The following is a 23,086-nucleotide window of genomic DNA, read 5'->3' as shown; positions in this document are numbered from 1 at the left end:
GGCTCCCACAGTGATTGGGTCGGACACAAAGTGTGTGAACACCTCCGAACCTGTGGGAGCCGGGCTTGCCCGCGATAGCTGCGACTCGGTCGCACTGAACAGTCAGTTACTGATGCCTATAACAAACAGATTCTCGTGGAGCCTCGCTGATGAAATCCTATGAAGTCAATTTTGACGGTCTAGTGGGGCCGACCCATAACTACGGCGGTTTGTCCTACGGCAACGTCGCGTCCCAGAGCAACAGCCAGCAGTCTTCGAACCCGAAGGAAGCCGCGCTGCAAGGCCTGGCGAAAATGAAAGCGCTGATGGAAATGGGCTTTCAGCAAGGCGTTCTGGCACCCCAGGAACGTCCAGACGTAGCCGCCCTGCGCCGCTTGGGTTTCAGCGGCACCGACGCGCAAGTGATCGAGAAAGCCGCCAAAGACGCGATGCCATTGCTGGTCGCCAGTTGCTCGGCGTCGAGCATGTGGGTGGCCAACGCCGCCACGGTCAGCCCGAGTGCTGACACCGCCGACGGTCGCGTGCATTTCACCGCCGCCAACCTCAACTGCAAATACCACCGCAGCATCGAACACCCGACTACCAGCCGCGTGCTGGGGGCGATGTTCGCTGACCAGAAGCACTTTGCTCACCACGCCGCCTTGCCGGCGGTGGCGCAGTTCGGCGACGAAGGCGCGGCCAACCACACCCGTTTCTGCCGTGAATACGGCGAAGCCGGCGTCGAGTTCTTCGTGTTCGGTCGCAGCGCATTCGACACCCGCTACCCGGCACCCCAGAAGTACCCGGCGCGCCAGACGCTTGAGGCCTCGCAAGCCGTTGCCCGCCTGCACGGCTTGAGCGATGACGGCGTGGTCTACGCCCAGCAGAACCCATCGGTGATCGATCAGGGCGTGTTCCACAACGACGTGATTGCGGTGGGTAACGGCGAGGTGCTGTTCTATCACGAGGACGCGTTCCTCGACACCGAGCAGATGCTCGCTGAACTGCAGGGCAAACTCGCAAAAGTCGGTGGGAAATTCCAGTCAATCTGCGTCCCGCGTTCAGCCGTTACTGTCGAAGACGCCGTTCGTTCCTACCTGTTCAATAGCCAACTGCTGACCCGTCCTGACGGTTCGATGCTATTGATCGTGCCGGAAGAGTGCCGTGGCAATGAACGCGTCTGGCAGTATCTGCAAGGCCTGACCAGCTCCGGCGGCCTGATCCGCGAAGTGAAGGTTTTCGACCTGAAACAAAGCATGCAGAACGGCGGTGGCCCGGCTTGCCTGCGGTTGCGTGTCGCACTGAATGAAACCGAACTGGCAGCGGTCAACCCAGGGGTTATCATGACGGCACCGTTGTACGGCACGCTGACCGAATGGGTCGACAAGCACTACCGCGACCGCATGGCCGAAACCGACCTGGCGGACCCGCAATTGCTGCTTGAGTGCCGGACGGCACTGGATGAACTGACGCAAATCCTTAAACTGGGCGCGGTTTATCCTTTCCAGATCAATTGAACGTCGAGAGCGTAAAAAACATGAGCGATACCCTGCAGCTGATCCTTGAAGACACCGACGGCACGCAACTGGAAACTTCTTGCACCCGCGTCGCGGTCCTGTGGCAAGGCAAAGAGCTGTGGATCCAGCAGGACGGCCGCGGCCAGCTGCTGATCGGCGTGGACGTCGAAGAAGGTGATGCTGAATACGCAAACCTGCTCCTGCGCCCATTGGCGACTAATCTGGTAAGTCTGCAACTGGAAATGGAACCGGCTGAAGTCGGCGACGAAGACCACGTGCACGGCCCGGATTGCGCACACGACCACTAAGGAAACCGCTCTATGCTCGCCCTCGGCAAACTGCTTGAACTGACCCTCGCCGGCCGCGAACCGGCGGAGAAGACTCAACTGACTGTCGAAGGCGTGCGCATGCGCTGGTTGAGCGAAGGCGCGCTGGAAGTCCGGCCGCCTGAAGCGCGTGACAATGGCCTGGACCTGCTGCTGTCGGCAGGCATCCATGGCAACGAAACAGCGCCGATCGAGCTGCTCGATCGCCTGTTGCATGACATTGCCCGCGGTGACTTGAAGCCGCGCGCACGTATTCTGTTCCTGTTCGGCAACCCGGAAGCGATTCGCAAAGGCGAGCGCTTCGTCGAGCAGGACGTCAATCGGCTGTTCAACGGCCGTCACGAACAAACCAGCGGCTCCGAAGCACTGCGCGCCTGTGAACTGGAGCGGCTGGCGGCGAGTTTTTTCAGTCTGCCGGACCGTAGCCGTCTGCATTACGACCTGCACACCGCGATTCGTGGCTCGAAAATCGAGCAGTTCGCGTTGTATCCCTGGAAAGAAGGGCGCCAGCATTCACGTCTCGAGCTGGCCCGCTTGCGTGCTGCCGGCATGGAAGCGGTGCTGTTGCAGAACAAACCGTCGATCGTGTTCAGCTCCTACACCTACGACAAACTTGGGGCCGAGTCTTTTACCCTTGAACTGGGCAAGGCGCGGCCGTTTGGGCAGAACGACGGCGTGAACGTCTCGCTGCTTGAGACCCGCCTCCAGCAGATCATCGAAGGCACCGAGCCTGCGGTAACCGACGAAGGCCTGGACGGTTTGCAGTTGTTCAGCGTGGCGCGGGAAATCATCAAGCATAGCGATAGCTTCCGCCTGAACCTGCCGGCGGACATCGAGAACTTTTCGGAATTGGACGTGGGTTACGTGCTGGCCGAAGACATCGCCCAGACCCGCTGGATCATCGAAGAGAAGGGCGCCCGGATCATTTTCCCGAACCCCAAGGTCAAGAACGGCCTGCGTGCCGGCATCCTGATCGTGCCGACTACCGACGAAAACCTCGCCTGAATATGAAGCCCCTGTAGGAGCCAGCAAGCCAGCTCCTACAGGGTTTGCGTTTAGACGGCTACCGCGCGAGGCTCGCTGCGACGCAACGCACGCATCTTGTGCAGCGTATCCGCACAGGTCTTCGCCGCTTCCTGGCCTTTATGCACGAAATGCTCGAAGAAGAACTTCTGATGCTCTTCGCCGGCATGGAAATGGTGCGGGGTCAAAACCACTGAGAACACCGGTACTTCAGTCTCCAGCTGAACCTGCATCAGGCCGCTGATCACCGACTGGGCGACGAATTCGTGGCGGTAGATGCCGCCGTCGACCACCAGGCCCGCCGCGACGATGCCGGCATAACGGCCGGACTTGGCCAGCAGCTTGGCGTGCAGTGGAATTTCAAAGGCGCCGCCGACTTCGAAGAAATCGATCTCCGATTCCTGATAACCCTGGGCAATCATTTCGGCAACGAAGCCCTTACGGCTCTGGTCGACGATTTCCTTGTGCCAGCAGGCCTGGATGAACGCAACGCGCTCGCCCTGATGGTTTTTGCTTTTGCTATCGATTGCGGTGGGTTGCATGTTCTGACTCCTGTTTATGTAAAAAACAGGGCATATGAATCGAATGGGATTTAAGGGTGCGCAGGCACAAATGCCTGCGGACGGCGCTTTGGTATAGAGCCTAGGCGGCGCCAATCCCGTTCTCTCTTCATCCGGACTATGACCGTCGGCCCCGGGATCACACCGGGTCTGCTGACCTTGCCGCCAGACACCACCGAAGCCATGTCTGTCACCAAGCGCTCGCGGGCTATGCGCATTGCGCGCAATTACCGCCGGTGGGGAGTTGCACCCCGCCCTGAGAACGTTTTGCCACCAGATTGTTTGGCGGCGAAGCGTTTTTAACACATATTTCCGAGCCGTGCATTGCTGCTATCTGATGATTGCTATCGACTTTTTCGCTCACTTGACGGGTCTTTTCATTCGCCTGGGGTTGATTAATCGTTGTCATGACCTCAGTAATTCCTACCTGAAAGGGATTTTCCCCTGCTTACCGAGGCCCGATTCATGAGCGTTATCGATCTACGCAGCGACACCGTCACCCAACCGACCGCCGGGATGCTCGACGCGATGGCCACTGCGGCCACCGGTGACGACGTCTATGGCGAAGATCCGACGGTCAATCGTCTGGAAGCGGAACTGGCAAAACGGTTGGGTTTTGCCGCTGCGTTGTTCGTGCCGACGGGCACCATGAGCAACTTGCTGGGCCTGATGGCTCATTGCGAACGGGGTGACGAGTACATCGTCGGCCAGCAAGCGCACACGTATAAGTACGAAGGTGGCGGCGCGGCGGTACTCGGCTCGATCCAGCCGCAGCCACTGGAAGTGCAGGCCGACGGCTCGCTGGACCTGACGCACGTCGCGGCGGCGATCAAACCCGATGACTTCCATTTCGCCCGCACGCGGTTGCTGGCGCTGGAAAACACCATGCAGGGCAAAGTCCTGCCGCTGGAGTATCTCGCCCGGGCGCGCAGCTTTACCCGTGAACATGGGTTGCAGCTGCACCTGGACGGCGCCCGGCTCTACAACGCGGCCGTCAAGTTGGGTGTTGATGCTCGTGAGATCACACAGCACTTCGATTCGGTCTCGGTCTGCCTGTCCAAAGGCCTGGGCGCGCCGATTGGGTCGGTGTTGTGCGGCTCGGCGGAGTTGATCGGCAAGGCGCGTCGCCTGCGCAAGATGGTCGGTGGTGGCATGCGCCAGGCCGGTCTTTTGGCGGCGGCGGGGCTCTATGCGCTGGATAACAACGTTCAGCGTCTGGCCGACGATCACGCCAACGCGCAATTTCTGGCTGACGGACTGCAAAAGGCCGGTTACGAAGTCGAACCGGTGCAGACCAACATGGTTTACGTGAACATGGGCGACAAGGCCGAGGCGATCAAGGCCTTTGCCGCCGAGCGTGGCATTAAGCTGAGCGCTGCCGGACGCCTGCGAATGGTCACGCACATGGACGTCAGTCGCGCTCAAATCGAGCAAGTTGTGGCGACATTCGTCGACTTTTCTCGCAACTGATCGCCTTGGCGGTCCAATTGACCGTTTCTATCGTATAAACACGCTGTACCCCGCGCGCTGGGCCGATATAATGCGGCCCTTTGCCGTCGCTTCGTCTATTGACGTTTCGTACAGGCCTTTGGCCGCAGCCTCCGTGGAAGAACCTAATGAAAAGCGCAGAAATCCGTGAAGCCTTCCTTCGCTTCTTCGAAGAGCAAGGCCACACCCGTGTAGCCTCCAGCTCTTTGATTCCGGGCAACGACCCAACCCTGCTGTTCACTAACGCGGGGATGAACCAGTTCAAGGACTGCTTCCTGGGCCAGGAAAAGCGCGCGTACACCCGCGCCGTTTCCAGCCAGAAATGCGTGCGCGCCGGCGGCAAGCACAACGACCTGGAAAACGTCGGTTATACCGCCCGTCACCACACCTTCTTCGAAATGCTGGGTAACTTCAGCTTCGGTGATTACTTCAAGCGCGACGCGATCACCTACGCCTGGAACTTCCTGACCTCCGAGCAGTGGCTGAACCTGCCGAAGGAAAAGCTCTGGGTTACCGTCTACGCCAGCGATGACGAGGCCTATGACATCTGGACCAAAGAAATCGGCGTCCCGGCCGAGCGCATGGTCCGCATCGGCGACAACAAGGGCGCGCCATACGCCTCCGATAACTTCTGGACCATGGGCGATACCGGCCCGTGCGGTCCTTGCACCGAGATTTTCTACGATCACGGCGCCGACATCTGGGGCGGCCCTCCGGGCTCTCCGGAAGAAGATGGCGACCGTTACATCGAGATCTGGAACAACGTGTTCATGCAGTTCAACCGCACCGCCGATGGCGTGTTGCACCCGCTGCCAGCGCCGTCGGTCGACACCGGCATGGGCCTGGAGCGGATCAGTGCCGTGCTGCAGCACGTTCACTCGAACTATGAAATCGACCTGTTCCAGAGCCTGCTGAGCGCATCGGCCAAGGCGATCGGCTGCACCAACGACGCTCAGGCCTCCCTGAAAGTCGTGGCTGACCACATTCGTTCGTGCGGTTTCCTGATTGCCGACGGCGTGCTGCCGTCCAACGAAGGCCGTGGTTATGTGCTGCGTCGGATCATCCGTCGAGCCTGCCGTCACGGCAACAAACTGGGTGCCAAGGGCAGCTTCTTCTACCAGATCGTTGCGGCCCTGGTTGCCGAGATGGGCGAAGCCTTCCCTGAGCTGAAATCCCAGCAGGCGCACATCGAACGCGTCCTGAAAGCCGAAGAAGAGCAGTTCGCCAAGACCCTGGAGCAGGGCCTGAAAATCCTCGAGCAGGATCTGGCCGAACTCAAAGGCGACGTGGTGCCGGGCGACGTGGTGTTCAAACTCTACGACACCTACGGCTTCCCGATGGACCTGACCGGCGACATCGCTCGCGAGCGCAGCTTGACCATCGACGAAGCAGGCTTCGAACGCGAAATGGAAGCCCAGCGCGTCCGTGCCCGTTCCGCCAGTTCCTTCGGCATGGACTACAACAGCCTGGTCAAGGTTGATGTGGCCACCGAATTCACCGGTTACAAAGCCACCAGTGGTTCGGCGAAGGTCGTCGCTCTCTATAAAGATGGCCAGTCCGTGGACATCTTGAGTGAAGGACAGGAAGGCGTGGTCGTGCTGAACCAGACCCCGTTCTACGCTGAGTCCGGCGGCCAGATCGGCGACTGCGGCTACCTTCAGGCGGGCAGCAGCCGCTTTGACGTGCGCGACACCACCAAGACCGGCGGCGCGTTCCTGCACCACGGTGTGCTGGCATCGGGCAGCCTGATCGTTGGCGCACCGGTGGAAACCCACGTTGAAGCCGACGTGCGTCACGCCACTTCGCTGAACCACTCGGCCACTCACTTGCTGCATGCGGCGTTGCGCAAAGTGCTGGGCGATCACGTTCAGCAGAAAGGCTCGTTGGTCGACAGTCAGCGCCTGCGCTTTGACTTCAGCCACTTCGAAGCCATCAAGCCTGAGCAACTGAAGGCTCTGGAAGACATCGTCAACGCCGAGATTCGCAAGAACTCCGCCGTTGAAACCGAAGAAACCGACATCGAGACCGCCAAGAAAAAAGGCGCCATGGCGCTGTTTGGCGAGAAGTACGGCGACAACGTGCGCGTGCTGAGCATGGGCGGTGATTTTTCCGTCGAGCTGTGCGGTGGCATCCACGCCAACCGTACCGGCGACATCGGCCTGCTGAAAATCATCAGCGAAGGCGGTGTTGCTTCGGGCGTGCGTCGTATCGAGGCAGTCACCGGTGCTGCGGCACTGGCTTACTTGAACGCTGCAGAAGAACAACTCAAGGAAGCGGCCAGCCTGGTCAAGGGCAGCCGCGACAACCTGATCGACAAGCTGTCGGCTGTGCTGGAGCGCAACCGTCTGCTGGAGAAGCAACTCGAGCAGTTGCAGGCCAAGGCGGCCAGCGCGGCGGGCGACGATCTGTCGGCTTCTGCCCTGGACGTAAAAGGCGTGAAAGTGCTGGCCGTGCGTCTGGACGGTCAGGACGCCAAGGCGCTGCTGGCGCTGGTCGATCAGCTGAAAAACAAACTCGGCCGCGCAGTGATCCTGCTCGGCAGTGTCCATGAGGAAAAGGTCGTTCTGGTTGCAGGCGTAACCAAAGACCTGACTGGCCAACTCAAAGCCGGTGATTTGATGAAGCAAGCCGCTGCGGCAGTGGGCGGGAAGGGCGGTGGTCGTCCAGACATGGCGCAAGGCGGTGGTACTGACGCTGGCGCACTGGACGCGGCACTGGCCCTGACTGTTCCATTTGTAGAGCAGGGTTTATAAGGCAGGGTGTCCGGCCTGCAGTCTAGTGGCGGGCCGGAACGCTGTTTGAGTGATTATTTGGGCGCCCTTCATGGGCAGAGGCGGCTTTGAAATGGCTTTGATCGTACAGAAATTTGGAGGCACCTCGGTCGGCACTGTCGAGAGAATCGAGCAGGTCGCCGACAAGGTTAAGAAATTCCGCGATGCCGGCGATGACCTGGTGGTTGTCCTGTCGGCCATGAGCGGCGAAACCAACCGTCTGATCGATCTGGCCAAGCAAATCAGTGGCGACGGCCAACCGGTTCCGCGTGAGCTGGATGTGATCGTTTCCACGGGCGAGCAGGTGACGATTGCACTGTTGGCCATGGCGCTGATCAAGCGCGGCGTGCCTGCGGTGTCGTACACCGGCAACCAGGTGCGGATTCTGACGGACAGCGCGCACAATAAAGCGCGTATCTTGCAGATTGATGACCAGAAGATTCGCGGTGATCTGAAGGCAGGTCGTGTGGTGGTTGTCGCCGGTTTCCAGGGCGTCGACGAGCATGGCAACATCACCACCCTCGGTCGTGGCGGTTCCGACACCACCGGCGTGGCGCTGGCGGCAGCCTTGAAGGCTGACGAATGCCAGATCTACACCGATGTCGATGGCGTCTACACCACCGACCCGCGTGTGGTGTCCGTGGCCCAGCGCCTGGACAAGATTACCTTCGAAGAGATGCTGGAAATGGCCAGCCTCGGTTCCAAGGTGTTGCAGATCCGTGCGGTGGAATTCGCCGGCAAGTACAACGTTCCGCTGCGCGTACTGCACAGCTTCAAGGAGGGTCCGGGCACCCTCATTACTATTGATGAAGAGGAAACCATGGAACAGCCGATCATTTCCGGCATCGCTTTCAACCGCGATGAAGCCAAGCTGACCATCCGTGGCGTGCCAGACACCCCGGGCGTTGCATTCAAGATTCTCGGCCCGATCAGTGCCGCGAATATCGAAGTCGACATGATCGTGCAGAACGTTGCGCACGATAACACCACCGACTTTACCTTCACCGTGCACCGCAATGACTTCCAGGCCGCACAAACCGTGCTGGAAAACACCGCTCGCGAGATCGGTGCCCGAGAAGTGGTGGGTGACATCAAGATCGCCAAGGTCTCGATCGTCGGCGTCGGCATGCGTTCTCACGCAGGCGTGGCCAGCCGCATGTTCGAATCCCTGGCGAAAGAAAGCATCAACATCCAGATGATCTCGACGTCGGAAATCAAAGTCTCCGTTGTGATCGAAGAGAAGTACCTGGAATTGGCTGTGCGCGCTCTGCACACGGCTTTCGAACTGGACGCACCGGCCCGAACGGGCGAGTGATGCGTTTGCCAAAGGGCGCGGTCTGACCGCGCCCTTTGTCTTTTTTGAATAGCGCGACCCAAGAACTGTTCTTTTGCTCGCGCTGGTCAATACTCAGGCATGTAGGGCTGCGATCGTTTCCGGTTGTAGGTCGAGTGCCTTTTTTTTGCAGACTGTTGTCCCTGAAATGAAATGCGTGAGGAGAAAGGTATGCTGATTCTGACTCGTCGGTGCGCAGAAAGCCTGATTATTGGTGATGGCGAAATCACCGTGACCGTGCTCGGCGTCAAAGGAAATCAAGTGCGTATTGGCGTTAACGCACCCAAAGAGGTTGCGGTTCACCGTGAGGAAATCTACTTGCGGATCAAGAAAGAGAAGGACGACGAACCAAGCCATTAATTTTTATCGTTTTTTATGTTTGCAAACGGGGAAGAAGCTGGTTAATATACGCCCCGTGTTGCGGAGAGCTGGCCGAGTGGCCGAAGGCGCTCCCCTGCTAAGGGAGTACACCTCAAAAGGGTGTCGGGGGTTCGAATCCCCCGTTCTCCGCCATTATTTGCGTAGTACGTTGTAATCTGGCTTTTTCGGTAAGTGTTTGAAATTACTAGAAAAAGTGCTTTACATAGAGATTAGACGGCCTATAATGCGCGGCAACAAATGCACTCGTAGCTCAGCTGGATAGAGTACTCGGCTACGAACCGAGCGGTCACAGGTTCGAATCCTGTCGAGTGCACCATTTAAGAGTTGTTTGCAGCAATGCGAATGACTTGGCTCCAACCAGTTGTGATCTGGTATAAAAACACAAATGCACTCGTAGCTCAGCTGGATAGAGTACTCGGCTACGAACCGAGCGGTCACAGGTTCGAATCCTGTCGAGTGCACCAAACACCAAAAAGCCCGCGTTTAACGCGGGCTTTTTGCCGTCCGGGATTTGGCATTTCCCTTGGTACATCCTTTCTCGTCGAACTCCACGTGTGCGCTGCGACCTCGCTTGATGTCGTAGCGGTAGCTCGTTGCGGAATTCCTGATACTTATCTTGTCCGGCTTGCCCAGGGCGCTCTCGACGTCCTGTTGTGTCATGCCCGCGACTATCCGTTGATTGATGATTGCTTCGCGACGCTCCTTGGCGGTCATCAGGTTTCCGCACTTGTCCTCAGGCTGGCCGACAACGGTTGGCTCCTTCCTTCCGGTTTTCGTCGTGGGTGTCCCCCGAGCGTCAGCCTCCGGCATGAGCGCTATCGCGTTGCCAGGCGTGAAAGTGCGCACATCTTGTAGAGAGAGGCTTTCACCGTCCGCGCAACTCAAAGTCGTGAAGGTGAGGCGACCGTCGGGTGCTTCGCAACGGTGAAGGGTGGTTGCCTGCAACCGGGGTGAAAGGCAGAGCAGGGCAAGCAGTAAAAAATAAAAGGTAATCGATGGCATTAAACGTCCTCCATGACGGTCCATGTCAGGGTAGCCGCTACATTTTTCGACGTGGGTGTGTTTTCTTTTCAGAATGAGTCGTCGCACTTGGAGAGATCAGGACTGCACTCAGCTTTGTCTTGCAACCGCTTGTTTCAGCCATGATTTTTTAACGTTTAAAACCGTCGGGCGGTGTATCATTGCGCCCGTCAGCCCCGCCGGGGCTTGTGGAATACCTCCATGGACTTACCCAGTAGTTACTCAGTATCCCGTTTTTCCAATCATGAATTGACTGATTGATCCTTCCGGCGTGCCCCGCTGCTGGGAGTGGAGTTCGCCTATGTCTGAAGTTGAAGTAAAGAAAACGCAGGAAAGCTTGCAAGACCGCCTCGCTCAAGTCGTTGAGCTGCTGCAGCGCCAGCGGGTGGTCGAAGACCTGACTCATCGCCAGGAAGGTCCGCATCACGACCGGGTCGAGAACCTGGTTCACCGGCAAAACCTCGTCGAGCTGCAACGCAAGCTCGATGATCTGCACTCCGCCGACGTTGCCTACATCCTTGAAGCCTTGCCGCTGGGCGATCGTCTGACGCTCTGGCAATTGGTCAAGGCTGATCGCGACGGCGACATTCTTCTCGAAGTATCCGACTCGGTTCGTGAAACCCTGATCGCCGACATGGACGATCACGAGCTCCTGGCTGCGGCCAGGGACATGGACGCCGACGAACTTGCTGACCTTGCTTCCGAGCTGCCGCGAGACGTCGTCCACGAGTTGATGGAAACCCTCGATGGTCAACAGCGTGAGCGCGTCCGCTCCGCGTTGTCCTATGACGAGGAGCAAGTCGGTGCGCTGATGGACTTCGAGATGGTGACCATCCGTGAGGATGTCAGCCTCGAAGTCGTTTTGCGTTACCTGCGGCGTCTCAAGGAGTTGCCGGGCCACACCGACAAACTGTTTGTGGTCGACTACGATGGCGTGCTCAAGGGCGTGCTGCCGATCAAGCGTTTGCTGGTCAACGATCCGGAAAAACAGGTTTCGGAAGTCATGGCCAGCGACCCGGTGAGTTTTCACCCGGACGAGGACGCCTACGACGCCGCTCAGGCGTTCGAACGTTACGACTTGATCTCGGCGCCTGTGGTCGACAAGAACGGCAAGCTGATTGGCCGTCTGACCATCGATGAAATGGTCGACCTGATCCGTGAAGAGAGCGAAAACGAAGTGCTCAACATGGCAGGTCTGCGCGAAGAAGAAGATATCTTCGCCTCCGTCTGGAAATCCCTGCGTAACCGTTGGGCCTGGCTGGCGGTCAATCTGATCACCGCGTTTATCGCTTCCCGGGTGATCGGCCTGTTCGAAGGCTCCATCGAAAAACTGGTGGCGCTGGCGGCATTGATGCCGATCGTGGCCGGTATCGGTGGCAACTCGGGCAACCAGACCATCACCATGATCGTTCGAGCCATGGCGCTGGACCAGGTGAGCACCGGCAATACCTCGCGATTGATGCGCAAGGAGCTGGCCGTCGGTTTGATCAATGGCCTGGTCTGGGGTGGCGTGATTGGCGTCGTGGCCTATCTGCTTTATGGCAGTTGGTCCCTCGGCGTGGTAATGACCGCCGCCATGACGCTTAACTTGTTGCTGGCGGCGTTGATGGGGGTCTTGATCCCGATGACCCTGGCGCGGCTTGGGCGCGACCCTGCGATGGGGGCGAGTGTGATGATCACCGCCATGACTGACAGCGGCGGGTTTTTCATCTTCCTCGGGCTGGCGACGATTTTCCTGCTCTGACTTGCCTGCTTTAAGAAACCCGCCAAATCGGCGGGTTTTTTATGGCCGAATTTCAGGCAAAAAAAAGCCAGCGATTATGCTGGCTTGGCTTTCGGGTCGAATCAGGAAGCGTCTGCGGCCATTTCGGCGTCATGGGCAATCAGCGAAACAAGAGCATTTTGCTGACGGTGGGAGAGTTGGCGGAAGCGTTGCAGCAATTCACGTTCGTGCAATGACAGCTCCGGGCTGTCCAGGCGCATGCTCAATTCTTCGCCCAGTGCACCTTCCTGAATAAGACTCTGCTCAAGGCGCGCAATGATTTCGGAGTTCATGCTGCGATGATGATTGCGAGCCACCTCGGCAATGCGTTCACGCATTCCGTCTGGCAGACGTACGACGAACTTGTCAGCCGTACGGCTGGAATAAATTGCCTGTTTCAATGGGCGCATATATTTAACCGGTTAGTTCAGGGGAGCGGTTCTCGGGATTGGCCGCAGGATGTCTGATAGGACAAGCTCTCTGGCCAAATGTTCAACCTGAATTGATAGAGGCTCGCATCATGCCTCAAAGCAGCCAGATCATTGGCGTCAATTCTGTGACAAATATTGAGCTGGGTAAAGGCGTTATGCCAGCACCCTTATCAAAAATGTGGACTGGTTAGAAAACTTTGGCCCATGCCCGTATCGCTGACCGCGTCCTTTACCTCGTCAGGTGATGCCCGAAGACGCCTGAAGGTGCATGCTACGCGGATTCGATCCTTGGTCCTTGCCTTATACAGGATAGTGGCAAATGGCCGATTTACTAGTGGCAGATCCGCATTGGGGGGTGATTCAGGATGGATGGCAGGTTGATTTACTTGATGGGGCCTTCCGGATCCGGCAAGGACAGCCTCATCGAAGCGGCTCGGAGACCTTTACGCTCGATAAACGGCGAAGTGGTACGGCGGGTCATTACGCGTTCGGCTGAATCCGTAGGCGAAGACGCCATCGGAATCTCTCGCAAGGCGTTCGCGCAACGCCGCGCCAACGGTGACTTCGCGCTGTCTTGGCATGCCAATGGCCTGGATTACGGCATTCCGGTCCAGATCGACCATTGGCTGAGGGACGGCTGTCTTGTGTTGGTCAACGGCTCTCGCGGCCACCTGGCCGAAGCGCTACAACGCTATCCCACGCTGCTGCCGGTGCTGTTGACGGTCAAGGATGAGGTGTTGCGCGAGCGCCTGATGAGGCGTGGTCGTGAAAGTACTGAGGAAATTGAAGCGAGATTGCGCCGCAACGGGCTGTTTGCGGCGCAGGATTCTCTCGGTGACGCGAAGATCTATCGACTCGACAACTCTGGCGAGCTTGCCGACACTGTCGCCAATCTTCTGAAATTGCTGAACATCAGCGCAAAACCGGATCGAACTTGATTTTGCGCCCGACAATCAGCGCCAGCACGAACAACGCGCCGAATACGCCGCAGGCAATCAGGGGCAGGGTGGCGAGCGCATCCGGAACCCATGACAAATGAAGAACGCCGCTCAGTAAGGCGAGGATCAAACATCCTGCGGCTGATTTGGACATGCTGTGCTCCTGATAGGGTGATTCAAAATACCAAGCGTTCTGAAGACTGAGACACCAGCGGATAAGTGTGCTGGCTCACATCCTGGCCAACAAAGCCGCGCTGATCGTTCATGACCGCCAATTGCGGGGCTTTTTGCAGCTGGAGGTAATGGGGCATCCGTTGCGCAACCTGCACAGCGCCGTTCTCCTCGGGGGCAAAGTGGACACCCAGCAGGACGGTGAGGGCGATCGCATTCGAGAGTAAAAGGACGCTGTTCATGAGGCTGACCTCGGTTGTTCGTAAGAACAGCTAAAGCAGCCCGCGTGCCAAGAGTCTAACGGGTATTAAATCCTTTAAAAACAAAGAATTAACTTATTGCTCAAAGAGGTCGTCGTTGCAAATTGCAATGATGGCATTTTGAGAGGATGCAATTTGCACGGTAAATTAAGCCACGATGACAAAGGGCTGCTGCCTACACTTAAAAAGCCCTACGGACGACATGACAAAAGCAGGCCTGCCCGTTAACATGCACGCCGTCCCTCGCACCGCATTCCTCGCGGGCGATCTGTGTCTCAGTAGCTCAATTGGATAGAGCATCCCCCTCCTAAGGGGAAGGTTGGCAGTTCGAACCTGCCCTGGGACACCATCTGATTTTCAGCATCGCGCTGTGACAAAGCCCCGCCCGAGAAATCCTCGAGCGGGGCTTTTTTGTGCCCGGTCAACCCGACGACCTACATGGCAAGTCCGTCATTGCTGTGCCTTACTCCTCGTACCACTCAGGGAGCGAAGCCATGCGACACAGAGGCGCACATTTCTGGTTATGGACCAACAGCCGGCTGCCTCTCCACACCCATGAAGAAGTGCTCAGCGATGGTGTGCAGGTCGAGGTTCAGGCACGGGTGGGCCATGAGGGCATGACCCAGGTGTTTATCGGTATTTATGCCGACAGTGGCTGGGCAATTTGCGAGGAATTTCACGACAGGACTGTGGGTGAGTATTACTGCGTCGCATTGAAGTGGGGCGCTCGGCGGGCGAGAGAGCTGGTGGCGGACACTCAGGCGTTTGTCGCGCCACACCGGGTGCAGTTCACGTTAACCCCAGTGATCACCGATGAACCGACGCTGGCGCTGCGGCGGATGGAAATGACTGAACGTGAGCGTTTGAAAATCCGCTCCGAAGACGCCTGGTCGGAGTATCTGGCAGCCAAAGCCGCGATGCTTGAGCTGATGCGCGCCACCAAAGTCGACCCCGGTGTGTGGGCGGACCACAAAGAGCGCCTGCGACAGGCGATTGATCGGCGCATCAGTGTGCAACGCGCCTATCTGTGCTGAGTCATTTGCCGATCGACAGGTTCGACGAGCGCCGCAGTTCTTCGATGGTCTCGATCAAGTCATCGTAGGAGACCGGTTTGCCAATGTGCTGGTCGAAGCCTGATTGCCGGGATTTCTGAATATCGCTTTGGGCACCGTAACCCGTCAGCGCAATGGCCGGCACGTCCCTGAGCAGCGGGAGTTGCCGCAAGGCGCTCATTAGCTCGTGACCGTTCATGACCGGCATGCCCAGGTCCGAAATGATGAGGTCGAAGTGCGCGCCTTTTGCGGCGTCCAGAGCGGCCACCGGACGGTCGAAGGCAATCACTTGCGCGTCCTCCATTTCCAGCAGCAACTTCAAGGTTTCCAGTACTTCGGCAGAGTCGTCGACCAGCAGGATGGTCAAACCGCTCAGCCGTCCGGCACCTTCGACCTGCGTAGCGGTTTGAGCGTCATGTTCAGTCTTGGCCATCGGCAAGTAGACACTGAACGTGCACCCTGCGCCCAACCCGGGTGAACTCACTTTAACCGAACCCCGTTGCGCTTCTGTCAGTTGGCGGACCAGCGACAGGCCAATCCCCAGCCCTTCACGGTTGTGCGTGGCATGTTGCTTCTCTGCCTGCCCAAACAGATCGAACACGTGCTCAAGATTCTCGGCGGCGATGCCGGTGCCGTTGTCTATGATGTCCAGTCGCACTCTGTTCCCATCCTGGCTGGCGACCAGCTGCACTTGCCCAGTGGGTGGGGTGAATTTCAGTGCGTTGTTCACCAGATTCCAGATGATCTGTTCCAGGCGTGTCGGATCGGCATGCACCATCAAAGGCTGCGAAGGCACCTGCAACTCGACCGTGGTTTCGTGCCGCTCGTTGAGGACGACGCTGTGGATATCGCGCAGCACGCTGACCAGGTCCACGGCAACCGGTTGCAGTCTGAGCTTGCCAGTACGGACCCGCGCGACATCCAGCAGATCATCGATGATCCGGGCCTGGCTGTTGACCGCATCGCAGATCGTGTTGACGGCCTTGGCGGCGGGCGCCAGCGTCTTGGTCGCCGGCAGGCGCCGCAGCAGTTCGGCGTTGAGCTGGATCAGGTTCAGCGGGTGCTTGAGCTCATGGGACATGACCGCGAAGAACTCGTCCTTGAGGTAGTTGGTGTTGCGGGTCTCGGCCAGCGCCAGGCTTTGCTCCTCGTGCTGGCGTTTATGCCCGGTCAGGTCCCGGGCGATTTTAACGTAGCCCTGCAGGTTGTCGCCGCTGAGCAGGGTCATCTCGCCGCTGCAGAAAAACCGGCTGCCATCCTTGCGCAGGTGCCAGCGTTCGTCATCGCAGCGGCCATGAGTGCGAACCGCCAGCAGTTCGTTTTCAGGCACCCCGGAGGCGCGGTCTGCTTCAGAGAAAATAAAGTCGTAGTAAGCGCCTTCGGCTTCGGACTTGCTGTAACCGAAAATCAGCTCGGCACCTTTGTTCCAGCTGGTGATCACCCCTTGCTCATCAAGGGTGATGATCGCGTAATCGCGGGTGCTTTCAGCCACCAGGCGCATGCGTTCTTCGCCCAGGCGCAGGTCTTCTTCGGCGGCGCGGCGCTTGGTGATGTCGATGAAGGTCAGCACCGTGCCATCGATGTGGTCTTCGCTGGAGCGGTAGGGCAGCAGGCGGGCGATGTACCAGCGGTTGTCGGTGCTGCTGACTTCGCGCTCGATCATGTTCAATGATTCGAAGACCAGCGCTGCATCGCGGGCCAGGTCGTCGTAGTGCAGACGGTGGGTGATGTCGAGCAAGGAGCGCCCGGTATCCACCGGCAACATGCTGAAGATGTCCGTGGCGCGGGGGGTGAACCATTTGATGCGCATGCTGCGGTCGACGAACACTGTGGCGATGTCGGTGGAGGCGATCAGGTTGGTCAGGTAGTCGTTGATCTTGTCGGTTTCTTCAACTTTGGTTTTCAGCTCGTAGTTGACCGTCAGCAACTCTTCGTTGATCGACTGCAGTTCTTCCTTGCTGGTCTCCAGCTCTTCAGTGGCCGAGCGCAGTTCTTCGTTGATCGCCTGCATTTCTTCGTTGGAAGCCTTGAGCTCTTCGCTGGAGACTTCCGATTGTTCGATGGTGTCCTGCAAGTGCAGTTTGGTGCGTTGCAGTTCGCGTTCAAGGTTGGACAGCACTTGGCTTTCGGTTTGCAGCAGGGTGGTGGCCTGTTCGGAAGGATCGACTTCGGCCTCTTCGAAAATCACCAGGACGAACTCGCCGTCCGACGCTTCGTCCTTATAAGGCTGCGCCACCAGGTCGACCTTGTAGCGCCGGTTGTCACGGGAGATCGGTACCGCGCGGGATTTCACCACCAAACCGCTCTGCTGGACCTGAAACAGCGTGGTGCGAATCTCCAGGCGCAACTCGGGAAGGATCAGCGTCAGCAGGTTGCGTGACAACTCACCGCCGACATGGCGCAGGAAACGCCCGGCGCCTTCGCTCATGTGCAGGATGTCGGCGTTGGCATCGACAATCATGCTCGGCGGTGCCGCGCGTTCGAGGGCGCGCTGATGAATGTCGGCAAAGGACAGTTTGCGTTGCACCGCGTTTTGCGGCGTCTCACGGGAAATATTGCTGCGCACGTAACCGCCACGCGGCATGGTCGGAGTGCGTCGGCTACTGGCGGTGCCGGTCTTGGCGCGGAAGATACGGTTGCGCTTGTCCACCGGGGCGAACAGCTCGTGACAAGCGTCCGCGCTCTCGGAAGAACCCAGGAACAGGAAACCACCCGGGCGCAGTGCGAAGTGGAACATCTGCAGGATTTCACGCTGCACTTCGCGATCCAGATAGATCAACAGGTTGCGGCAGACGATCAGGTCGATTTGCGAGAAGGGCGGGTCGGACAACAGGCTGTGTTTGGCAAACAGGACCTTTTCGCGAATCTCCTTGCGAATCCGGTAGTGGTCATCTTCCTTGACGAAGTAATGCCGCAGGCGCGTCGGTGGTACATCGGTCACGATCGCTTGCGGGTACAGACCGGCCCGGCCGATGCTGATGGCGCGCTCGTCGATGTCGGTGGCGAACAGTTGCAGTGAGGCTTTGCTGGCGTCCAGTTGCAGTTGATCGTTGAGCAGCATCGCCAGGCTGTAGGCTTCTTCGCCCGTGGAACAACCGGCGGACCAGACGCGGATTTCTTCCTTCTCGGGCTGCGCCGACACGGCGGCACTGACCAGTTGCGGCAGCACGTCCCGCTCCAGGGCTTCGAACGCCTCGCGGTCACGGAAGAAGTTGGTCACGCCAATCAACATGTCGCCCAGCAGGGCTTTGGTTTCTTCGGGATTGTTTTGCAGGTAGTGGAAATAGGCGCCCAGATCGGGTTGGGTCGTGACCTGCATCCGGCGCTCAATCCGCCGTAACACGGTCGCGCGTTTGTAGTGCTTGAAGTCATGACCGGTGCCGGTGCGCAGCTGGATCAGGATGTCGTGGAGCAGCTGTTCGGCGAGCGCTGCATCACGCTCTGACACGGAGACGAACGTTTGCAGGTCTGGGTCGTTGGCGGTGGGCAGGCTGATTTCCTGGGAGTTTTGCCACAGTTCCAGCAGCTTTTGCGGCATTTCCACCACCGGCAACACCAAATCGACATTGCCGGTTTCAATGGCGGCGCGAGGCATGCCGTCAAACTCGGCATCTTCCGGCGCCTGGGCCATGGTGATGCCACCGTGTTCCTTGATGCGCGACAGCCCGACTGCGCCATCGGAGCCACTGCCTGACAGCACCAAGCAGAAGGCTCGCTCGCGGTGGACTTCGGCCAGGTCGCGAAAGAACAGATCAATCGAGGCGTGTCGGGCCTCACGCGGGTCGTTGCTGCTGACTTCAAGCACTCCGTCGTTCATCGTCAGCCGCTGAGCCGGTGAGATGACATAGACGTGGTTTTTCTCGATCGGCACCGTTTCGGTGACTTGCAGGACCGGCATCCGGGTCGATTCCTGGATGATCTTGTCCGCGATGCTCTGGTGATCGGGCGACAGATGAAGAATGATCACGAACGCCATGCCGTTGTCATGCGGCATGTTCTCGAAAAACAGTTTGATGGCTTGCAGTCCACCCGCCGACGCGCCAATGCCTACCACTGGAAAATCCAGGGTGCTGGGCTTCAGGGCCTTACGCTCAGGAGCTGGGGCCGAGTGCTGGGGGGTGCTGGTCATTTCTTCTGCCTTTGTCGGCGACTGCGGTCTATTGAGAACTGCGGTTATAAAAAGCGCATCAATAAAGCAGGATAATCCCGTTTATGAATAACACCTTCAAATATTTAGAGACACTTGATTAGCCGGAATTCTCAAGGGAACGGCACTCCTGGCCGATAACCCGAACGGTCATGGTCTTCTTCTCAAATTGCCTGGAAATCTTCGATGCTGTCGTATCACCAAAAGAGTTTTCTGATCGTCGATGATTTCTCGGATTTCCGCAGTTCCGTCAGGTCAATGCTGCGTGAACTGGGGGTCAAGGACGTCGACACCGCGGACACCGGGGAGCAGGCGCTACGCATGTGTTCGCAGAAGGCCTACGATTTCATCCTGCAGGACTTCCACCTCGGCGACGGCAAGAAAAACGGCCAGCAAGTCCTCGAAGACTTGATGATCGAGAAGCTGATCAGCCATGAAAGCGTGTTTGTCATGGTCACTGCCGAAACCAGTCAGGCCATGGTGCTCAGCGCGTTGGAACACGAACCCGACGCTTACCTGACCAAGCCGTTCAACCGTTCCGGCCTGGCCCAGCGCCTGGAGCGTCTGGAACAACGCAAGAATTTGCTCAAGCCGATCCTGCAAGCGCTCGATCGTGGCAAGCCGCTCGAAGTGCTCAATGCCTGCATCGAGCTGTGCAAGAAGGACATCCGTTATTCGCCGCTGTGCCTGCGTTACCGCGCGGACGCCTTGCGCGACCTGAATCAGAACGAAGCGCTGGAGCGTCTCTACGACAGCATCATTGCCGATCGCCCCTTGCCGTGGGCGTTTGCCGGGCTGGGCAAGTTGCTGTTCAAGCGCGGCCAGGTCAGCCAGGCCAAAGGCATCTACGAAAAAGCCCTGAAAGTGTTTCCGATGATGCCGGCGCTGTATGACGGCATGGCCGATGTGCTGGTGGTCGAAGGGGATAACAAGGGCGCGCAGAAAGTATTGGAAGAGGCGATTCGCCTGTCGCCGCTGGCCGTGCGTCGGCAAGCGCTGCTGGGCAAACTGGCGATGGCCAACGAAGATTTCGACACGGCCTCCAAGGCGTATCGTCAGGCCGTGTCCCAAGGCGCTCAATCGCGGTTCAAGGATGCCGAAAGCAACCTCGGCCTGGCTCACGCCTTGATCAGCAAAGGCAGCGAGAAAGGCCTGGATACCCGCACCCGACTGGAGATCAACACGACCCTCAGTCTGGTGGCCAAGGAAAATCCTTCTGATCCTGGCTTGCAGATCCGTGCGCGCCTGATGAAAGCCACCAGCCTGTTGCTCAACGACGCCGAAACCGCCGAGAAGCTCACCGAGCAGGCGATGATGCGCCTCGATGGCATGGAGCAGTTCATGAGCGCCGAAGCGGCGTTGTTGGTGGCCAAGCAGCTGCAAATGCTTGGCCAGGCGAGCGCCGGCGCGTCGATGCTTAAAAACTGCGCGGAAATCTACGGCGACGATCCGGTGGTGATGCAAGGGATCGCCAAACTGACCGATGACCCGACGATTCTCAGTCAGAGCAACGCGGCCTCCGAACTCAACCGTCAAGGCGTGCAGGTGTACAAGACCGGCAACCTGGCGGAAGCCCGGGCGGTGTTTCGCAAGGCCCTGCACATGCAACCGAAGAACATCAGCATCGCGCTGAACATGGCGCAGTCGCTGCTGCACGGCACGGACACCAGCGTACCGTCGGCCGAACTAGATGAATGCCGGGCCTGCCTGAAACTGGTCGGCATGATGCCCGACACCGATGCGCGTTACCCGCGCTACCAGAAACTGAAAATCAAGGCGTTCAGCGGATGAGCCAAGACAACTCTGCACTGGATTTTTCGACGGTGATTGCCTCCACCGTGCACGACATGAAGAACTCGTTGGCCATGCTGATGCAGGCCCACAGCCAATGGCTGGCCCGCCTGCCCGATCCCGAGCGGCACAGCCCGGAGCAGGGCGTCATCGAGTACGAATTCGCGCACCTCAACGGCATGCTCGTGCAGTTGCTGGGGCTGTACAAGCTGGGCGTCAATCAGCTGCCATTGCAGCCGGCCTACCATGAGCTGGATGATTTCCTCGAAGCACAACTGGCTTGCCATCAAGAGGTGTTCGCCAGTCGGGGCATCGTCGCGACCTATGAAGTCGACCCGTTGAGCCCCCTGGGTTTCTTCGACCGGGAGCTGGTGGCCTCGGTGCTGGCCAACTGCATCAACAACGCCATTCGTTACGCCCGTCAATCGTTGCTGATCAGCGTCGTCGATGAGGCCGGCGAATTGGTGCTGACCGTCAACGATGATGGCGACGGCTATCCAGCCGAGATGATCGAGCTTCAGGCGGACTATGTGCAGGGCATCAACTACAGCAGTAGCAGCACCGGCCTGGGCCTGTACTTCGCCGGGCGGATTGCCGCGCTGCACCAGCGCAATGGCGTGGGCGGGCGCACCCGAATCAGCAACGGCGGCCCGTTGGGCGGCGGTGTATTCAGCCTCTATCTGCCCTGACGTTTCTTTTTGTGTGCGCTGCTTGATATTCCGAACAGGCGGAGCCTATTTTGTACGGGTCGCCGTTCGCGGCTCGCACAATTACAAAGGATTGCGTCATGACAACCGATGGCCAGCGTTCACTCGCACAGCGATTGACGGGCATTGATGAGATTGAATGTGTCACGCCGGATTTGAACGGCGTGCCCCGTGGCAAGGTAATGACCGCCGAGGGGTTTCTCGAAGGACGGCGTTTGCAGATGGCGCGGGGTGTGCTGCTGCAATGCATCATGGGCGGATATCCGCCGGCACGTTTTTACGGCAGCGATGATGGTGACCTGGCGCTGGTGCCTGACCCGGCGCACATTCACCGCCTGCCCTGGAGCCAGCAACCGCGGGCACTGGCCATTTGCGACGCCGATGAACTGAGCGGCGAAAGCTCGAAGCTGTCGACCCGTGGCCAACTCAAGGCGGTTATCGCCCGTTACGCGGCGCTGGGTCTGGCGCCGGTGGTGGCAACCGAGCTGGAATTCTTCGTGTTCGCGCCCAATCCCGACCCGACGCAACCGTTCCAGCCGCCGCTGGGCCTGGACGGTCGTCGCGAGGAGGGGCATTCGGCGTTCAGTGTCAGTTCCAATAACGGTCTGCGGCCGTTCTTCAGTGAAGTCTATGCCTGCATGGCGGCCCTGGGCTTGCCGCGTGACACCTTCATGCACGAGATGGGCGTCAGCCAGTTCGAGATCAACTTGCTGCACGGTGATCCGTTGCTGCTGGCCGACCAGACATTCCTGTTCAAACACCTGCTCAAAGAAGTCGCGCTCAAGCACGGCCTGACCGTGGTGTGCATGGCCAAGCCGCTGGCGCACACGCCGGGCAGTTCGATGCACATTCACCAGAGCATCGTCGAGATCGGCAGCGGCCGGAACGTGTTCAGCGACGAGGCCGGTCAGCCGACGGCGACCTTCCGTCATTTTATTGGGGGGCAGCAGGCCGGCATGGCCGATTTCACCGCGCTGTTTGCGCCGAACGTGAACTCCTATCAGCGACTGTGCCATCCGTTCGCTTCGCCGAACAATGCCTGCTGGTCCCACGACAACCGTGCCGCCGGATTGCGCATTCCGGCCAGTTCGCCGGCCGCTCGTCGGGTCGAGAACCGCTTGCCGGGGGCCGATGCGAATCCGTATCTGGCGATCGCCGCGAGTCTCGCCGCCGGTTTGTATGGCATTGAAAACGAACTGGAGCCAAGCGCGGCGATCCAGGGTGAGTTCGAGGTGCCGGATAATCTTTCATTGCCGTGTACCTTGCACGCCGCTCTTGAGCGTCTGAAACGTAGCCAATTGGCGAAGGAACTGTTTGGCAAGGAGTTCATCGAAGGCTACGTCGCTTCGAAGACCCTGGAGTTGACCAGCTTCTTTGATGAAATTACGCCCTGGGAGCGCCGTACCCTGGCTGCCCAGGCCTGACGACC

The 23,086-nt window shown here is 58.7% G+C and carries 19 protein-coding genes, 4 tRNA genes and 1 riboswitch; of the genes, 17 read left to right on the top strand and 6 right to left on the bottom strand.

What is annotated here, in order from left to right; all coding sequences use genetic code 11:
• The first annotated feature begins 149 nt into the window (after positions 1 to 149).
• The 3 genes from astB to astE are packed head-to-tail and all read left to right on the top strand — an operon-like array spanning position 150 to position 2,827.
• The gene (astB, locus tag K0F88_RS26460; protein ID WP_010457236.1) at positions 150 to 1,496 is read left to right on the top strand and encodes an N-succinylarginine dihydrolase; all 1,347 of its coding nucleotides are present in this window, start codon (positions 150 to 152) and stop codon (positions 1,494 to 1,496) included.
• 20 nt (positions 1,497 to 1,516) lie between these two features.
• Positions 1,517 to 1,804: a hypothetical protein gene (locus tag K0F88_RS26455; protein WP_010457234.1), complete on the top strand. Its 288-nt coding sequence runs from the start codon at positions 1,517 to 1,519 to the stop codon at positions 1,802 to 1,804.
• Between the two features lie 12 nt (positions 1,805 to 1,816).
• Entirely contained in the window at positions 1,817 to 2,827 is a 1,011-nt protein-coding gene (astE, locus tag K0F88_RS26450; RefSeq protein WP_219097185.1) for a succinylglutamate desuccinylase, read from the top strand.
• 50 nt (positions 2,828 to 2,877) lie between these two features.
• Here the strand turns inward: astE and K0F88_RS26445 are convergent, their stop codons facing one another.
• Positions 2,878 to 3,387, bottom strand: a complete 510-nt coding sequence (locus tag K0F88_RS26445) for a 6,7-dimethyl-8-ribityllumazine synthase (RefSeq protein WP_007943897.1) — start codon at positions 3,385 to 3,387, stop codon at positions 2,878 to 2,880.
• Between the two features lie 114 nt (positions 3,388 to 3,501).
• Positions 3,502 to 3,673: riboswitch (FMN riboswitch) on the bottom strand.
• A 197-nt stretch (positions 3,674 to 3,870) separates the two neighbouring features.
• On the opposite strand from K0F88_RS26445, the gene ltaE reads away from it, so the two are divergent.
• The 7 genes from ltaE to K0F88_RS26410 all read left to right on the top strand — a co-directional run bounded on the left by ltaE (position 3,871) and on the right by K0F88_RS26410 (position 9,842).
• Positions 3,871 to 4,875, top strand: coding sequence for a low-specificity L-threonine aldolase (gene ltaE, locus K0F88_RS26440; protein ID WP_094471112.1), 1,005 nt, complete (start codon positions 3,871 to 3,873; stop codon positions 4,873 to 4,875).
• Positions 4,876 to 5,021: 146 nt separating this feature from the next.
• A complete protein-coding gene (alaS, locus tag K0F88_RS26435; protein ID WP_219097184.1) occupies positions 5,022 to 7,646 on the top strand; it encodes an alanine--tRNA ligase in 2,625 nt (874 codons plus the stop codon).
• A gap of 91 nt (positions 7,647 to 7,737) precedes the next feature.
• On the top strand, positions 7,738 to 8,979 hold the full coding sequence (locus K0F88_RS26430) for an aspartate kinase (protein ID WP_008033100.1): 1,242 nt from the start codon (positions 7,738 to 7,740) through the stop codon (positions 8,977 to 8,979).
• Positions 8,980 to 9,168: 189 nt separating this feature from the next.
• Entirely contained in the window at positions 9,169 to 9,357 is a 189-nt protein-coding gene (gene csrA / locus K0F88_RS26425; RefSeq protein ID WP_003178872.1) for a carbon storage regulator CsrA, read from the top strand.
• 62 nt (positions 9,358 to 9,419) lie between these two features.
• Positions 9,420 to 9,510: transfer RNA gene (locus tag K0F88_RS26420), tRNA-Ser, on the top strand.
• Positions 9,511 to 9,617: 107 nt separating this feature from the next.
• A tRNA-Arg gene (locus K0F88_RS26415) sits at positions 9,618 to 9,694 on the top strand.
• A 71-nt stretch (positions 9,695 to 9,765) separates the two neighbouring features.
• Positions 9,766 to 9,842, top strand: a tRNA-Arg gene (locus K0F88_RS26410).
• A gap of 19 nt (positions 9,843 to 9,861) precedes the next feature.
• Here the strand turns inward: K0F88_RS26410 and K0F88_RS26405 are convergent.
• Positions 9,862 to 10,380, bottom strand: coding sequence for a cell envelope protein SmpA (locus K0F88_RS26405; protein ID WP_094471114.1), 519 nt, complete (start codon positions 10,378 to 10,380; stop codon positions 9,862 to 9,864).
• A gap of 319 nt (positions 10,381 to 10,699) precedes the next feature.
• On the opposite strand from K0F88_RS26405, the gene mgtE reads away from it, so the two are divergent.
• Positions 10,700 to 12,142 (top strand): magnesium transporter, encoded by a 1,443-nt coding sequence (mgtE, locus tag K0F88_RS26400; protein WP_219097183.1) that lies wholly within the window; start codon positions 10,700 to 10,702, stop codon positions 12,140 to 12,142.
• A gap of 101 nt (positions 12,143 to 12,243) precedes the next feature.
• On the opposite strand, the gene K0F88_RS26395 is transcribed toward mgtE, so the two are convergent.
• Entirely contained in the window at positions 12,244 to 12,570 is a 327-nt protein-coding gene (locus K0F88_RS26395; RefSeq protein ID WP_003178899.1) for an Arc family DNA-binding protein, read from the bottom strand.
• A 386-nt stretch (positions 12,571 to 12,956) separates the two neighbouring features.
• Between K0F88_RS26395 and phnN the strand changes: the two genes are divergently transcribed.
• Positions 12,957 to 13,529: a phosphonate metabolism protein/1,5-bisphosphokinase (PRPP-forming) PhnN gene (gene phnN, locus K0F88_RS26390; RefSeq protein WP_094471116.1), complete on the top strand. Its 573-nt coding sequence runs from the start codon at positions 12,957 to 12,959 to the stop codon at positions 13,527 to 13,529.
• Here phnN and K0F88_RS26385 read toward each other — a convergent pair.
• Entirely contained in the window at positions 13,504 to 13,683 is a 180-nt protein-coding gene (locus K0F88_RS26385) for a PA3371 family protein (protein ID WP_094471117.1), read from the bottom strand. The genes phnN and K0F88_RS26385 overlap by 26 nt on opposite strands.
• A gap of 22 nt (positions 13,684 to 13,705) precedes the next feature.
• Positions 13,706 to 13,942: a hypothetical protein gene (locus K0F88_RS26380; RefSeq protein WP_094471118.1), complete on the bottom strand. Its 237-nt coding sequence runs from the start codon at positions 13,940 to 13,942 to the stop codon at positions 13,706 to 13,708.
• Between the two features lie 290 nt (positions 13,943 to 14,232).
• Between K0F88_RS26380 and K0F88_RS26375 the strand changes: the two genes are divergently transcribed.
• Together K0F88_RS26375 and K0F88_RS26370 are read left to right on the top strand one after the other, a co-directional pair.
• Positions 14,233 to 14,309: transfer RNA gene (locus K0F88_RS26375), tRNA-Arg, on the top strand.
• 145 nt (positions 14,310 to 14,454) lie between these two features.
• Positions 14,455 to 14,994, top strand: a complete 540-nt coding sequence (locus K0F88_RS26370; RefSeq protein WP_094471119.1) for a hypothetical protein — start codon at positions 14,455 to 14,457, stop codon at positions 14,992 to 14,994.
• A 1-nt stretch (position 14,995) separates the two neighbouring features.
• Here the strand turns inward: K0F88_RS26370 and K0F88_RS26365 are convergent, their stop codons facing one another.
• Positions 14,996 to 19,141 carry a CheR family methyltransferase gene (locus K0F88_RS26365; protein WP_094471120.1) on the bottom strand — a complete coding sequence of 1,382 codons (4,146 nt, stop codon included), beginning with the start codon at positions 19,139 to 19,141 and terminating at the stop codon, positions 14,996 to 14,998.
• 204 nt (positions 19,142 to 19,345) lie between these two features.
• Here K0F88_RS26365 and K0F88_RS26360 point away from each other — a divergent pair, with 204 nt between their 5' ends.
• The 3 genes from K0F88_RS26360 (at position 19,346) to K0F88_RS26350 (ending at position 23,081) form a co-directional block, all read left to right on the top strand.
• A complete protein-coding gene (locus K0F88_RS26360) occupies positions 19,346 to 20,950 on the top strand; it encodes a tetratricopeptide repeat-containing response regulator (protein WP_094471121.1) in 1,605 nt (534 codons plus the stop codon).
• The gene (locus tag K0F88_RS26355; protein WP_094471122.1) at positions 20,947 to 21,639 is read left to right on the top strand and encodes a sensor histidine kinase KdpD; all 693 of its coding nucleotides are present in this window, start codon (positions 20,947 to 20,949) and stop codon (positions 21,637 to 21,639) included. The genes K0F88_RS26360 and K0F88_RS26355 overlap by 4 nt, the downstream gene beginning before the upstream one ends.
• A 200-nt stretch (positions 21,640 to 21,839) precedes the next feature.
• The gene (locus K0F88_RS26350; RefSeq protein ID WP_176457769.1) at positions 21,840 to 23,081 is read left to right on the top strand and encodes a glutamine synthetase family protein; all 1,242 of its coding nucleotides are present in this window, start codon (positions 21,840 to 21,842) and stop codon (positions 23,079 to 23,081) included.
• The last annotated feature ends 5 nt before the right edge of the window (positions 23,082 to 23,086 follow it).

Source organism: Pseudomonas sp. UMAB-40 (assembly GCF_900095275.1).
Classification (GTDB): Bacteria; Pseudomonadota; Gammaproteobacteria; order Pseudomonadales; family Pseudomonadaceae; genus Aquipseudomonas; species Aquipseudomonas mandelii_B.
The sequence above is the reverse complement of the archived record's forward strand: the minus strand, read 5'-3'. Positions and strand labels throughout refer to the sequence as shown.

Excerpts from the sequence above, each read along its gene's own strand:
- astB (WP_010457236.1), top strand. The coding sequence starts at position 150 with ATGAAATCCTATGAAGTCAATTTTGACGGTCTAGTGGGGCCGACCCAT.
- K0F88_RS26455 (WP_010457234.1), top strand. The coding sequence starts at position 1,517 with ATGAGCGATACCCTGCAGCTGATCCTTGAAGACACCGACGGCACGCAA.
- astE (WP_219097185.1), top strand. The coding sequence starts at position 1,817 with ATGCTCGCCCTCGGCAAACTGCTTGAACTGACCCTCGCCGGCCGCGAA.
- K0F88_RS26445 (WP_007943897.1), bottom strand. The coding sequence starts at position 3,387 with ATGCAACCCACCGCAATCGATAGCAAAAGCAAAAACCATCAGGGCGAG.
- ltaE (WP_094471112.1), top strand. The coding sequence starts at position 3,871 with ATGAGCGTTATCGATCTACGCAGCGACACCGTCACCCAACCGACCGCC.
- alaS (WP_219097184.1), top strand. The coding sequence starts at position 5,022 with ATGAAAAGCGCAGAAATCCGTGAAGCCTTCCTTCGCTTCTTCGAAGAG.
- K0F88_RS26430 (WP_008033100.1), top strand. The coding sequence starts at position 7,738 with ATGGCTTTGATCGTACAGAAATTTGGAGGCACCTCGGTCGGCACTGTC.
- csrA (WP_003178872.1), top strand. The coding sequence starts at position 9,169 with ATGCTGATTCTGACTCGTCGGTGCGCAGAAAGCCTGATTATTGGTGAT.
- K0F88_RS26405 (WP_094471114.1), bottom strand. The coding sequence starts at position 10,380 with ATGCCATCGATTACCTTTTATTTTTTACTGCTTGCCCTGCTCTGCCTT.
- mgtE (WP_219097183.1), top strand. The coding sequence starts at position 10,700 with ATGTCTGAAGTTGAAGTAAAGAAAACGCAGGAAAGCTTGCAAGACCGC.
- K0F88_RS26395 (WP_003178899.1), bottom strand. The coding sequence starts at position 12,570 with ATGCGCCCATTGAAACAGGCAATTTATTCCAGCCGTACGGCTGACAAG.
- phnN (WP_094471116.1), top strand. The coding sequence starts at position 12,957 with ATGGATGGCAGGTTGATTTACTTGATGGGGCCTTCCGGATCCGGCAAG.
- K0F88_RS26385 (WP_094471117.1), bottom strand. The coding sequence starts at position 13,683 with ATGTCCAAATCAGCCGCAGGATGTTTGATCCTCGCCTTACTGAGCGGC.
- K0F88_RS26380 (WP_094471118.1), bottom strand. The coding sequence starts at position 13,942 with ATGAACAGCGTCCTTTTACTCTCGAATGCGATCGCCCTCACCGTCCTG.
- K0F88_RS26370 (WP_094471119.1), top strand. The coding sequence starts at position 14,455 with ATGCGACACAGAGGCGCACATTTCTGGTTATGGACCAACAGCCGGCTG.
- K0F88_RS26365 (WP_094471120.1), bottom strand. The coding sequence starts at position 19,141 with ATGACCAGCACCCCCCAGCACTCGGCCCCAGCTCCTGAGCGTAAGGCC.
- K0F88_RS26360 (WP_094471121.1), top strand. The coding sequence starts at position 19,346 with ATGCTGTCGTATCACCAAAAGAGTTTTCTGATCGTCGATGATTTCTCG.
- K0F88_RS26355 (WP_094471122.1), top strand. The coding sequence starts at position 20,947 with ATGAGCCAAGACAACTCTGCACTGGATTTTTCGACGGTGATTGCCTCC.
- K0F88_RS26350 (WP_176457769.1), top strand. The coding sequence starts at position 21,840 with ATGACCGCCGAGGGGTTTCTCGAAGGACGGCGTTTGCAGATGGCGCGG.